Source organism: Ruegeria sp. AJ12, from assembly GCF_056536245.1.
Window position 1 is genome coordinate 2417171 of record NZ_JBQFJJ010000001.1, and the last position, 12633, is coordinate 2429803.

Consider the following 12633-nt stretch of genomic DNA (forward strand, 5'->3'; position numbering starts at 1 on the left):
GCGGCCTTTTCGGGCCGCCTCAACTATTTGAGGAATGCGTTCACAAAGCACTCTGCAAGCACATAGTCCCAACCCGTGTCATAGCCTCCTCTTTTGTCCGGGGCCTCGTCCGCCCAAACCTCCCACCCCGAATGGATCAGGGTCACCCGCGTGTGATCCGCGCCGTCGGCTTCAAACGTCACGTCGACCCGGGTGGGTTTGTCCCTGTTGGTCCCGGGATGCCAGGTGAAGGCCAGACGGCGCCCGTCCTCATACTCCAATACCTTTCCCCAATCCGCCCGTCCGCCGTCATGCATCGTTTCAAAAATTGAACCGCCGACCCTGGGTTCGATTGTGACGGCAAGCGCCGGTTTTCCCCCTGACGCTGAAACCGCGTGCCCATCGAGCGGCCACCATTTTGCGATCCGGTGGACAAACACATCAAACGCCCGGTCCGGCGTCGCATTGACAGTCACGGTTTTGACAATCGGGTCCGTCATACATCGGCTCCTTCCTCGTTGATCTCCGCAGCGAAGCTATCCAATACGTCTGACCAATATCGGTCCAGCCATGCACGCAGGTCCGCCAGACCTTCGGGGCGGGCAAAGTAAATCCTGCGCGTCCCTTTCGAATGACATCCCACCAGCCCCGCATCCGACAGAACCTTGAGATGCTGCGACACGGCCGGACGGCTGACCGGCAGTGTGTCAGCCAAGGCGCCGACCGCGCGTGGCCGGGTTGCGAGGGCTTCGAACACCTGTCGCCGTGTCGGGTCGCCCAAGGCGGAAAATGCATCTCTGTAAGCCATTACTTACCGTAAGTAGATACTAACGCTTTGTCAATATCAGGCACGTGACATCGGCTGAGCCACAGGATAAGGGGGGCTATGGTCCAACAACCCGATTACCGCGACTGGAGCGGCGTCATTTCACTTGGCCTCATATGGGGCGGCACGTTCATGGTCGTGGCCATGGCGCTGGAAGGCTATGGCCCGGTCACGGTGGCAACCGCGCGCACAACGCTGGGCGCGTTGATGTTGCTGTTTCTGATGGCCGTAACCGGGCGTCGGTTTCCAGGCCCGAGCCGCGCGTTGTGGGGATACATCTTTATCATCGGCATCCTGTCGACCGCGCTGCCATTCATCCTGCTCAGTTGGGGGCAGCAATACGTGGCATCGGCCTTTGCCGGACTGTCGATGGCGGCGATTCCCCTAATGGTGTTGCCGCTGGCGCATTTCTTTTCCGACGAGCCGATGAACGCGCGTCGTTTGTTTGGTGTCACACTGGGATTCTCGGGTGCGCTGGTCCTGATTGGTCCCGGGCTTGCCCAGATTGGACAAGGGGCCGAACCCTTGGCACAGTTGGCGTGTATCGGCGCCGCACTCTGTTATTCGGTCGCGTCGATCTTTACCCGTCGCTGCCCGCCGATCGATCCCGTCACACTGGCGGCGCTGACACTGGTGGTGGGCGCCGTGATCCTGTTGCCGCTCATGTTTGCGACAGAGGGGGTGCCACAGTGGCAAGGCAACCGGTCCGGGCTTGCCATCATCATACTCGGCCTTGTTCCGACCGCCTTTGCCACGCTCCTGCGGGTCTCGATCATTCGCAGCGCAGGGTCGGTGTTTCTGACGCTGGTGAATTATCAGGTTCCGATCTGGTCGATGGTGTTCGGCGCATGGATTCTGTCAGAGGCCCTGCCCCTGCGGTTCTACATCGCCCTTACGCTGATCCTGACAGGTCTGGCCATCAGTCAGTGGTTCAGCCTCAGAAAGCTGCTGATCGGCCGCTAACCATCGACCGCTTCCATAACGGCGTCCACGACCGAATCCACCGCGCGTTCCAAAAGCGCCGCGTCTTCGCATTCTGCCATGACGCGGATCAGGGGTTCGGTTCCGGATTTGCGGATCAGCAAACGCCCCTGCCCGTTCAGGCGCGCCTCGGCATCGGCAATGGCGGCCTGAACGTTCTGGGCATCCAATGGCACCTGGCCCGCCTGATACCGGACGTTTTTCAACAACTGCGGCACCGTTTCGAACTGTTTTGACAGTTCTGACGCCTTGCGACCGGAATGGACCATTTCCGCCAGAAAATGCAGCCCGGCCATCAGCCCGTCACCCGTGGTGGCATAGTCACTCATCACGATATGCCCGGACTGCTCGCCCCCCAAGTTAAAGCCACCGTCCCGCATCCGTTCAACCACATAGCGGTCACCAACGGCCGTCCGCTCCAATCGCAGGCCTTGCGCGGACAAATGCCGCTCCAGCCCGAGGTTGGACATGACCGTCGCGACCAGTGCGCCGCCTTTTAACTGACCAGATGCGGCCCAAGCCGAGGCCAACAGGGCCATCAACTGATCGCCATCGGCCACTTGTCCGGTTTCATCAATCATCACCACCCGGTCGGCATCGCCGTCCAGACAGATACCGACATCGGCCCCATGGGCCACAACGGTTTCCGCAGCCAACTGAGGCTGCGTGGAGCCGCAATTGAGGTTGATGTTCTTGCCGTTGGGCGCAATGCCCACCGGTATGACATCGGCCCCCAACTCCCACAGCACTTCGGGCGCCGTGCGATGCGCGGCCCCGTTGGCGCAGTCGATGACCACCTTCAGCCCATCCAGCCGCAACTCGCGAGGCAGCGAGGATTTGATACGCTCTCCGTACCGAAACCGGGCATCGTCAACCCGGCGGGCCCGTCCGATGTTCTGAGCCTGGGCGGGTTTGACTCCTTCCTCGATCAGCCTCTCGATCTCAATTTCGGCCTGATCGGACAGCTTGAACCCATCCGGGCCGAAGAACTTGATCCCGTTGTCGATCGCAGGGTTATGGCTGGCTGAGATCATCACGCCCAGATCCGCCCGCATCGACCGGGTCATGAGCCCGACCGCCGGAGTCGGAACCGGACCCAGCAGCAACACGTTCATTCCTGTCGAGGTCAGACCCGCCGTCAATGCGTTTTCCAGCATATAACCCGACAAACGCGTATCTTTACCAATCACCACCCGGTGCACTCCGCTGGCATCGCGGCGGAAGTACCGCCCGACCGCGGCTCCGATGCGCAATGCCATTTCCGCCGTCATCGGATGCGTATTGGCGGTGCCCCGCACCCCGTCGGTTCCGAACAGCTTGCGCATTGGTGTCACTCCATCACTCTGGTTGCGACCGAATTAACGGACAGCGGCCCACAGACGCAAGGCCTGAGCGGTCTCGGCCACATCATGCACACGCAGGATCTGCACACCCTGGGACAATCCGGCCAGAGCCACCGCAATTGATCCCGGTGCACGCGCCGTCTTGTCTGGCTCCTGCCCGATCGTGCCGATTAACCCTTTTCGCGACACCCCCAGTAGAATGGGACACCCCAGACCGTGAAACAGGCTGAGATTGCGCAGCAAAGCCAGATTGTGATCTTGGGTTTTGCCAAACCCGATACCGGGATCAATCACGATATGATCGCGGTTCAGGCCCAGGTCCTGCAAATACCCGATCTGACCTTCGAGAAGGTCATAAACGTCCAGCAACACGTTTTCGTAGTGCGGGTTGTCCTGCATCGTCGCGGGATCTCCCTGCATATGCATGACACAGACCGGAACGTTGGCTTGCGCGCAAAACGGGGCCAGATCCGGATCAAATGTGAACCCCGAGACGTCATTGACCAGCCCTGCCCCGGCCGCGCAGGCCGCCCTGGCAACGCGGGCTTTGCGGGTGTCGATAGAAATCAGTGCATCCGTTTCCGCCCGAATGACCTCGATCACCGGGCGGGTTCGGGCGATTTCTGTATCCTCGTCGACAAACGCCGCACCCGGACGCGTCGATTCCCCGCCAACATCCAGAATACTGGCCCCATGTCCAACCATGCTGATGGCCGCACGGCGCGCATCATCGACCGAATGGTGCAATCCGCCATCCGAAAAACTGTCAGGCGTTGTATTGAGAATACCCATGATCTGCGAATGCGCCATGTCCAGACCAGCTATAGACCCGCGCGCGCGGGTCAGTCGATCCAACACGTCTGTGGGAAGGTCGTCAGCCGCCAGAACTTCGGGCACAGAACCCCGCGCCAAGGCTTCGGCATGCGTGAACCACAGCGCCTGACCCGCCAGCGGCACTGCACCTTTTGGCCGGTTCGGTCCATGTTGCACCAGCGGTCTGAAATAGGTTGTCACAGCTTCGCTTGATCCACAGGCACGGCACGCAAGGGCGTTTTCGGTGCTTCGGGCAGGTCACCACCGATCACCAGCATCTCGCTGGCCTCAAAGGTTGCGGCAAACCACGCAGCCAAGGCCACAGCGTCCGAGGGCGCCGCCGATGGTCCATCCACCGCATCCAAAACGATCTTGGACGGGGCCCACACGCAGATCTGGCCGTTTTTCATCGCCCAATCCAGCTCGGTCCGGGTTGCAACAACCACGCAGCGGTGATCCCGCGCGGCCAGCACCCACGCGTTCTGTTCAATGGCCAGCAAATCGATCCGGCGCTGTGTCATCGCATGTCCCGTCTGCGGGACTGACATCTCCGATGCACCAACACACAAGATCAACGGGCGCTGCCGGTTTTCAAGCTGATCGATCCATCCGGTCAGGTTTTCGGATACAATCGCCTCGTTTGACAGGAATACCAGACGCGGATGCGGGCGCTCTTCTTCGACGATATCGTGGTGATGGGCGTCCCGTCCCCGCACGATCTCAACGCCGAGCGCCCCTGGACCTCGATCCAGTTTTTCAATGCGAACAAAGGCTCTTACGGCCTGAGGCTCAAGTAAAATACGCTCCGCCACACGCTCCGCCAGCGTTTCCAGCAGGTTCAAGCGTTCCGCCGACAATTCATAGGCGATGGCCTCGGTCACGCGATCATAGGACAAGATGCGATCCACATCATCATCGATCGGATCGGTCAGCGGGCGCACTTCGACCACGATGTTGAAGCAGATGCGCTGGGTTGTCCCCCGCTCGGCCTGAAAGGCGCCGATTTCAACTTCGACGATATGATCCCGCAGCGAAATGCGATCCAGAGGTCCCCGGGTCGAGGTCGCTTCGGACCGTTCGGACGGGTGTGCAAATGCCAGGCGGATTTCAGAACTCATGGAACAGGCCTATTCGGGCTTGGATTTGACGTTCGCCCAGTTTAGGCGCTGCGAGGCCCTATAACATTCAAACAAACGCCATTCCAACCACCGAATGCGGCGTTCAGGCTGCCGAGGCAGCCGAACCCATCAGTTGCTCGCAGTGCGGTAGTTGTGCCGATAAAAGATATGCACACCGATACGAGCGGTCTCCCGATAGACACGAGACCATGCAGGGCGCACTGCCGAGGTATGGTAGTGCGTGGCCCCCTCGGTCAGTTCCTTGGCGACCCCGTCGATTGCGGCACGCGCAACCTTGGACACCCGTTCAAACGCCTTTTTCTCGTGGATCACTTCCTTTTGCCCGTCACAGGTATACGTGAACTGGCATTGGTATTTCTTACCGGTGCCCTGACGGATCACGCCGCACAGCGAATCCGGAAAGCGGCTGCTTTTGACCCTGTTCAGGATAACCTCGGCCACGGCGAACTGACCGCGAACGCTTTCGCCGCGCGCCTCGAAGTACAGCGCCTCGGACAGGCATTTCCAGTTCTCGTCACCGGTCGCAACGGGTTGTTGATCCAGCCAGCCCTTGGAATAAGACACTGTGATCGGCTCAGCCGCCTTTCGCGGCTGGAACAGTTTGAAATAGTCGCGAAAGCTTTGCCCCGGCAATTCGTTGCGGGCGACAAGCTCTTGCTTGGCAGTATCGGTCGCTTCCCTCTCGGCGAAGGACGCAACAGGCAGCACGGTTGCTGCCACAGCGGCAACAGCCATTATGTAACGTAGCATCAGATAACCTCGCACAGGCACTTCACGCGCCATACCCTCCCCCGGCGGGCGCGACGAGGCTCTTACCCCACTCAGGGGCAAACGTCCAGTTCTGAAAAAAAAGCAAGAGGAAAATCGCCCGCGGGGTCGAAAAAATTCGACCACAGGTCCATCCCTGCCCCACTAATCCTTGGGCAAAAGCCCTATGTCAACCCCCAAGTCTGGACGAAATCGCCAGTTGAGCGGCAGCCAGCCGAGCGACCGGCACCCGGAAGGGTGAACAAGACACGTAGTCAAACCCCAGATCCCGGCAAATGGCGATTGATTCGGGGTTTCCGCCATGCTCGCCGCAGACCGACAGGGTGACATCGGGTTTTGCGGCGCGCCCACGTTCGGACCCAAGCCTCAGCAATTCGCCCACCCCGTCCGGGTCCAGCACGTGAAAGGGATCTTCGGTGAACACGCCCTGCCGGACATAGGCAGACATGAACCGCCCTGCGTCGTCTCGGGACAGCCCATAGGTCATCTGAGTCAGGTCGTTGGTCCCAAAGCTCAAAAAGGCCGTGTGGGGCGCAATGTCTTCGGCGCGCAGACAGGCGCGCGGCGTTTCCACCATCACGCCCAGCCGGTATTCAAAGTCCTGGCCCTGCTCGGCAGCAACGGCGGCTGCGACGGAATCGATGCGGGATTTGACCAGTTCGACCTCGCGCTTGGCAGAGACCAGTGGGATCATCACCTCCGGCACAACAGGGGCACCGTTTTCGCGGGCCTCCAGCGTCGCCTCGAAAATCGCACGGGCCTGCATGTCGTAAATTTCCGGCACGGTGACGCCCAGCCGGACGCCGCGCAACCCCAGCATCGGATTGTATTCGCTCATCGCATCGACCCGGCGTTCCACATCCGAGACCGGCAGATCCAGCGCCTCGGCCAGTTCTCTCTGCCCGCTGCGATTGGTGGGCAGGAACTCGTGCAAGGGCGGATCAAACAAGCGGATACAAACCGGCTGCCCTTCCATGATCCGGAACAGTTGCACAAAGTCGTCGCGTTGCATGGGCAACAGGCGTTCCAACACAGCCGCGCGACCCGACGGTGTCTGCGCAAAGATCATTTCGCGCATCACGATCAAACGGCCGGGATCAAAGAACATGTGCTCGGTTCGGCACAAACCAATGCCTTGCGCCTGAAAATTGCGCGCGGTTTGCGCATCCGCAGGTGTATCGGCATTCGCGCGGACTTCGATATCCCGTTCGGCATCCGCCCAGGCCATCAATGTCTGAAAACTGTCATCCAGGGCCGCCTCCAGCATGGCAGGCTGGCCGGCCAGAACCTGCCCGGAACTGCCGTCGATTGTCAGGGTATCGCCGGTTTTGAACACCCGGCCATCCGGCGCAGTCAGCAGCCTCTTTTTGGTCTGAAACCGCATGTCGGACGCACCCACGATGCATGGCAGGCCGAGCCCTCGGCCAATCACCGCCGCATGACTGGTCATTCCGCCCTTTTCGGTCAGAACCGCAACCGCCGCGTGCATCCCGCGCACGTCCTCGGGCGAGGTTTCGCGGCGCACGAGAATACAGGCCTCGCCGCGCGCGGCGCTGGCCTGCGCCTCGGCGGCGGTAAAGACGATCTTGCCGGTCGACGCCCCGGGGCTGGCCCCAATACCGGTGGTCAAAACATCGCGGCGTGCCTCGGGGTGGACCTGACGGTGCAGCAGCTCGTTCAGCGCATGGGGATCGACGCGCATGACCGCCTCTTGCGGCGGTATGATCCCGTCTTCGGCCAGGCGGACCGCAATGCGCATCGCAGCGCGTGCATTGCGCTGAACCCGCACCCCGTCCAGAATGTGGACCTGACCGTTTTCCACCACAAATTCGACCTGCATCTCTTCGCGCAGCTTTTCACGCATCAGAGCGGCCTGCGCCTTGAGGTCCGCAAATGCCTTGGGAGCAACTTCTGCGAGCGATTGGCCGCGCGGATCCTTTTCCAGAAACAGCGCGGCAACCCCTTCGCCCAAGGCGTCCCGGCCCTGACTCTGGCTCAGATAGCGCCCGGTGATCTGCGGCATGCCGGTGGTCGAATCCACCAGTTGCAGCACGCCAGACCCACACTCACCCTGCCCTACGCCCGGAATCATCTCTTGTATCACCAGCCCAAGCCCCGCATCCGCCGGGGCGCCCTTGGCCTGCCGCAGCAAGCGGGCCGAGGTGCCATCCCATGCGCGCGCCATTGAGCGCAGAACGGCCACCAACTGCTCGCCCCGGTCCTGAGGAAACGCCTCGTCCGTCTCATCCTCATAGGCGCGCAGCGACAGGCGCAACCCTTCGCTGCCATCGGCCTCGATATCGTCGAAGACATCCGCGTCCAGCCGCGCCACGTGGATTGCGTAGCTTTGCACGAACCGCAGATACAGCGCGGCGGCGGCCTCGGCACCCATCGTATCCGACAGGTCGACATAGCGCGCATCGTTCATGCCGATGTTCAGCACAGCCCCCGGGCCACCCCAATCGGGGTCTTCGGAACTGGGCCGCACACACAGCAGTGTGGCAGTGTCAAACAGTTCGAGGATCGCTGCAAGATCGGGTACACGCCCTTCGGCGATCCGATGAACCGCATTGAAGGACAAAGCCACCGTGCGGGGCACCGGCAGGTCCAACCGGACCAGTCGTTGCAGGCATTTTGCCCGTCCGCCATGGGTATGCGCAGCAACGGGCGCATTCGATGTAATGAGCGTGGTATGCGGATTATTCTGCACTGCGGCACCTTTTGGTTTCACCGCAGCATAGGCAGATGCGCCCTTCGCGCAAGGGCGCGCGGAATCCTTTAACCTTCGATCTTGCTCAAATCGGCAACACTCGAACACACCTGCCGGATTTGGCTGAGCAGGTTCAATCGGTTACGGCGCAGGATGTCGTTATCCGTATTAACCTGAACATCCTCAAAGAACGCATCCACAGGCCCACGCAGCGCCGCCATGGCGGACATCGCGACCGCGAAGTCCTCGGCCTTCAGTGCAGGGTCGATCTTTGCCTGCGCCGCATCCAGCGCACCGAACAAGGCCTTCTCGCTGTCCGTTTCGGCAAATTTCGCATCCGCGCCATAGGAGTATTCGACCCCGTCCTTCTCTTCGGCTTGCGTCAGGATATTGTTGGCGCGCTTGAAGCCCTGCACGAGGTTTTCACCATCTTCGGTCGCGACCACGGTGTTCAGCGCGCGCGCGCGTTTGACCAGCAGATAGAGATCATCATTGGCGTCCATCACGATACAGGCGTCGATCACGTCATGGCGGATGCCCTCGTCGCGAAGGAAGACCTTGAGGCGGTCGTGGAAGAAGGACAGCAGGTCGTCGGACGCGTCCGGAACCTTCTGTTCCAGTTTCAGAAAATCGGCTGTTGAGCGATCGCCGAGTTTTTCCTTGACCGTGCGAAAGGCGGCTCCGAATACGCCATGATCCGCAATCTCTTCGAGCAGATCGTTTATGTCTTCGCGCGGTAGCGCGTCATGGATGGCGCTTTCGGCCCGAACAAGCTGACTGTCGAAAAAGCGGTCCAGACGCATGCGCAAACCGTTTTCAAGGACCAGCCGGATAACACCCAAGGCGGCCCGACGCAGCGCAAACGGGTCTTTCGATCCGGTTGGTTTCTCATCGATCGCCCAGAACCCGGTCAGCGTGTCCAGCTTGTCGGCCAGCGCCACGGTCACCGAGAGCGGCGCGGTCGGTACGTCATCCGACGGACCCAGCGGCGAGTAATGCTCTTGCGCCACAGCAGCCACGGCGGCGTCCTCGCTTGCCGCTTTGATGTAATACCGCCCCATAAGTCCTTGAAGTTCCGGGAATTCATAGACCATCTCGGAACTTAGATCAGCCTTGGCAAGACGCGCGGCTTTCTCTGCCTGATCTGCATCCGCGCCAACAAGCGGGGCCAGTTCGCGGGCCAGTGCGGCAATGCGGTCGATCCGTTCGGCCTGTGTGCCCAGCTTGTTGTGGAAGGTCACATTCTCCAGTGCACGGGTCCATTGCGTGATATCCGATCTGGCAATGCGCAGGTCGTTCTCCCAAAAGAACTTTGCATCCGCCAGACGCGCCGACAGCACCTTCTGGTTTCCGGCCAGAATGGTTTTGCCGTTATCCGTCGTTTCGCGGTTTGCAACCGTTATAAACCGTTCGATCCGACCCGTTTTTGGATTGCGCACGGAAAAGAACTTCTGATGCTCTTTCATCGACGTCTGTAGCACCTCGGGCGGCAGGTCGAGAAACTGGTCGTCGATCTGCCCCATCAGCACCACGGGCCATTCAACCAGCCCGGCAACCTCGGCCAGCAAACCCTTGTCCTCGACCACGTCCAGACCAGCGGCAAATGCCATGTTCTGGGCGTCGTTCCAGATATGCTCGGCACGTTCTTCAGGCGACAGCACCACAAAAGCACGCTTTAGCTTTGCGGCGTAATCCTCGAAAGAGGATACAGAAAACCGACCCGGTGCCATGATACGATGGCCTTCGGTTTTGTCACTGGACCGGAGCCCGTCAATCTCAAGCGGCACCACTTGCGCGCCGGTTTCGTCCGTCAGGATGCACAGGATCGAATGCAACGGGCGGACCCAGCGCAGGTTGCCGCTGCCCCAGCGCATCGACTTCGGCCACGGGAAGTTTCGGATGGTGGCTTCGAGCACCTCAGCGACGATCTCGGCTGCCGGACGCCCGGCTTTCTCGACGGTGGCGAAATAGGTCGCACCCTTGGGCGTGTCGCGCTCTTCAAGCTGATCGCGGGTCAGGCCTGCGCCGCGCAGAAACCCCTCGATGGCCTTGTCCGGCGCGCCGACCTTGGGCCCCTTGCGCTCTTCGCGGATGGTCGGGCTGTCTGCCAGCAGCCCCTGGACCGCCAGCGTCAGGCGGCGTGGCGTTGTCTGAGCAGCAGCAGAGGCGTAGGTCAGACCGCCTTCGACCAGACCGTCCGTCATCCGCTTTTTCAGGTCCTCACCGGCGCGGGTCTGCATACGCGCGGGAATCTCCTCGGAAAACAGTTCGATCAGCAGGTCGGGCATGTTCGGTCCTTAGAAATTGACGATCGTCTGGATGACGATGGCATTGGCGATATCCACAAAGAAAGCGGATACAAGGGGGAGCACGATAAAGGCAATAGGCGACGGGCCGTATCTCTTGGTCACAGCCGTCATATTGGCGATTGCGGTTGGTGTTGCCCCCAAGGCAAAACCGCCGAACCCGGCGGAGAGCACCGCAGCGCGGTAATTTCCACCCATGACCGGAAACAACACCCAGATCACGAAACCGACGGCGAACAGGGTCTGAGCCGACATGATCACGACGATGGCCAAACCAAGCTCGGCAATCGTCCACAACTGCAGGCTCATCAGGGACATGGCCAGAAACGCACCCAGCGAAAACTCGGAAATCAGGGCCAGGGACGGCGTGCGCGCAACAGGCTGCGCGCGCGGGGCCAGATAGGATCGCAGATTGGCAATGACGATACCCATGACAAGGCAAGGCACGAAAAGCGGCAATTTGAGGCCGGCTGCGGCGATGCTCTCACTCAGCATGTACCCGGTTATGATGGCGAGGTTCAGATACAGCAGAACGCGCATGACCGACAGGTGATCGATCCTGGACGCTGTGTCCTCCTCGGTGTCAGACAAACCGATGGTGTGTTCTTCGTCGGGCCGGGCCGGTGTCAGGCCCCGCCCTTCGACCAAAAGGCGGGCGATCGGCCCACCGACCAACGCCGCCAGAACAAGCCCCAGAGTGGCCACGGCGACACCCAGTTCGGTCGCGCCCGCCAGACCGGTGACCTCGGCCACCTCGGGTGCCCACGCGATGGCGGTCCCGTGCCCACCGATCAGAGCGGCCGAGCCGAACAGCACGCCCGCTTGCGCCGGGTAGCCGAAAGCCGCCGCACCCGCAGCGCCGATAACGTTCTGAAAGACAATCGTTGCCAGTGTCAAAATCAAGAGCAACAGCAACGGCTTACCGCCTGCAATCAAGTCAGACACCCGTGCGTTCAGACCAATTCCGGCGAAGAAGACAACCAACAGAAAGTCCCGGGCGTCCAATCCAAAGGAGAGCTCAAGACCAAACAGCAGGTACAACGCCAGAACCACCAGCGAGGCCAACAATCCACCGGTGACAGGTTCGGGAATATTGAACTCCCGCAGGACCGCGACCCGCCCATTGATCTCGGCGCCGATCAGATAGACTGCGAAACCCAGAGTGGCCGTAAGAAAATCCGGGATCTCGATTACCTGTTCGACCATCCGTGCCTCAGCTTTCCGGTCTGCGCGGGCATTCCTCGCCCACGATCGTGCCGTCATAGGCCTTTTCGCCGCAGTTGTTGAGCACGTGCCAGACGTATCCCCGGCCATCCTGAGTGACCGCCACAATACGATCCACCCCGAAATGCACGTTCTTGATGCCGACGAAGGCCTCGGCCCCGCCTGATTTCAGCGCGTCGGCCAGAATTTCCGCGTCATAGCAGTCAAACCAGCCCGGTGCCGTGAGCGGCGTTGCCTCGTCAGCCCGGCGGTATGTCTGTCGCAGTTCGTCCAGCGTCAGGTCGGTTTCAAAGCAGGCCCGGTACCGGATCGGAGAACTGTCCGCATCAATCGCCTGAAACGCGGTATACGGGATCGGAGCGGGCACGTCGGCGTCTGCCGCCAACAAGACCACATCCTGTCCGGGGCGCGGTTCGACCTCGTAGTAATACCCGTAAACCTGCAGGTAATACATGCCCGCACCGGCCAAAACGCCGGACAGGATCAGGATGAGTGCAAGGGCCTTTCCAGTCATCTTTTGGCTTTTCCTTTTATGCTGCCTCTT

11 protein-coding genes are annotated in these 12633 nt (G+C 60.8%); 1 reads left to right on the forward strand and 10 read right to left on the reverse strand.

Annotated elements, in window-relative coordinates:
• Positions 1–23: 23 nt before the first annotated feature.
• Positions 24–479, reverse strand: coding sequence for an SRPBCC family protein (locus ACR3E0_RS12210; protein WP_480479087.1), 456 nt, complete (start codon positions 477–479; stop codon positions 24–26).
• Positions 476–787 carry an ArsR/SmtB family transcription factor gene (locus ACR3E0_RS12215; protein ID WP_480479089.1) on the reverse strand — a complete coding sequence of 104 codons (312 nt, stop codon included), beginning with the start codon at positions 785–787 and terminating at the stop codon, positions 476–478. The genes ACR3E0_RS12210 and ACR3E0_RS12215 overlap by 4 nt, the downstream gene beginning before the upstream one ends.
• 78 nt (positions 788–865) lie before the next feature.
• On the opposite strand from ACR3E0_RS12215, the gene ACR3E0_RS12220 reads away from it, so the two are divergent.
• The gene (locus tag ACR3E0_RS12220; protein ID WP_480479091.1) at positions 866–1768 is read left to right on the forward strand and encodes a DMT family transporter; all 903 of its coding nucleotides are present in this window, start codon (positions 866–868) and stop codon (positions 1766–1768) included.
• Here the strand turns inward: ACR3E0_RS12220 and glmM are convergent.
• The 8 genes from glmM to ACR3E0_RS12260 form a co-directional block, all read right to left on the reverse strand.
• Positions 1765–3111, reverse strand: a complete 1347-nt coding sequence (gene glmM / locus ACR3E0_RS12225; RefSeq protein ID WP_480479093.1) for a phosphoglucosamine mutase — start codon at positions 3109–3111, stop codon at positions 1765–1767. The genes ACR3E0_RS12220 and glmM overlap by 4 nt on opposite strands.
• Positions 3112–3144: 33 nt before the next feature.
• Positions 3145–4143 (reverse strand): dihydropteroate synthase, encoded by a 999-nt coding sequence (gene folP, locus ACR3E0_RS12230; RefSeq protein WP_480479094.1) that lies wholly within the window; start codon positions 4141–4143, stop codon positions 3145–3147.
• Positions 4140–5060: a dihydroneopterin aldolase gene (locus ACR3E0_RS12235; protein ID WP_480479095.1), complete on the reverse strand. Its 921-nt coding sequence runs from the start codon at positions 5058–5060 to the stop codon at positions 4140–4142. The genes folP and ACR3E0_RS12235 overlap by 4 nt, the downstream gene beginning before the upstream one ends.
• A gap of 129 nt (positions 5061–5189) precedes the next feature.
• Positions 5190–5831 carry a cell wall hydrolase gene (locus ACR3E0_RS12240; protein WP_480479096.1) on the reverse strand — a complete coding sequence of 214 codons (642 nt, stop codon included), beginning with the start codon at positions 5829–5831 and terminating at the stop codon, positions 5190–5192.
• Positions 5832–6018: 187 nt separating this feature from the next.
• Positions 6019–8580: a putative PEP-binding protein gene (locus ACR3E0_RS12245; protein WP_480479097.1), complete on the reverse strand. Its 2562-nt coding sequence runs from the start codon at positions 8578–8580 to the stop codon at positions 6019–6021.
• Positions 8581–8627: 47 nt separating this feature from the next.
• Positions 8628–10847, reverse strand: coding sequence for a glycine--tRNA ligase subunit beta (gene glyS, locus ACR3E0_RS12250; RefSeq protein ID WP_480479098.1), 2220 nt, complete (start codon positions 10845–10847; stop codon positions 8628–8630).
• A 9-nt stretch (positions 10848–10856) separates the two neighbouring features.
• The gene (gene gltS, locus ACR3E0_RS12255) at positions 10857–12071 is read right to left on the reverse strand and encodes a sodium/glutamate symporter (protein WP_480479099.1); all 1215 of its coding nucleotides are present in this window, start codon (positions 12069–12071) and stop codon (positions 10857–10859) included.
• Positions 12072–12078: 7 nt separating this feature from the next.
• On the reverse strand, positions 12079–12603 hold the full coding sequence (locus ACR3E0_RS12260) for a DUF6446 family protein (RefSeq protein ID WP_480479100.1): 525 nt from the start codon (positions 12601–12603) through the stop codon (positions 12079–12081).
• Between the last annotated feature and the right edge of the window lie 30 nt (positions 12604–12633).

Coding starts and splice junctions, on each gene's coding strand:
- glyS (WP_480479098.1), bottom strand. CDS start 10,847: ATGCCCGACCTGCTGATCGAACTGTTTTCCGAGGAGATTCCCGCGCGT.
- ACR3E0_RS12260 (WP_480479100.1), bottom strand. CDS start 12,603: ATGACTGGAAAGGCCCTTGCACTCATCCTGATCCTGTCCGGCGTTTTG.
- ACR3E0_RS12220 (WP_480479091.1), top strand. CDS start 866: ATGGTCCAACAACCCGATTACCGCGACTGGAGCGGCGTCATTTCACTT.
- ACR3E0_RS12235 (WP_480479095.1), bottom strand. CDS start 5,060: ATGAGTTCTGAAATCCGCCTGGCATTTGCACACCCGTCCGAACGGTCC.
- ACR3E0_RS12210 (WP_480479087.1), bottom strand. CDS start 479: ATGACGGACCCGATTGTCAAAACCGTGACTGTCAATGCGACGCCGGAC.
- ACR3E0_RS12240 (WP_480479096.1), bottom strand. CDS start 5,831: ATGCTACGTTACATAATGGCTGTTGCCGCTGTGGCAGCAACCGTGCTG.
- gltS (WP_480479099.1), bottom strand. CDS start 12,071: ATGGTCGAACAGGTAATCGAGATCCCGGATTTTCTTACGGCCACTCTG.
- glmM (WP_480479093.1), bottom strand. CDS start 3,111: ATGCGCAAGCTGTTCGGAACCGACGGGGTGCGGGGCACCGCCAATACG.
- ACR3E0_RS12215 (WP_480479089.1), bottom strand. CDS start 787: ATGGCTTACAGAGATGCATTTTCCGCCTTGGGCGACCCGACACGGCGA.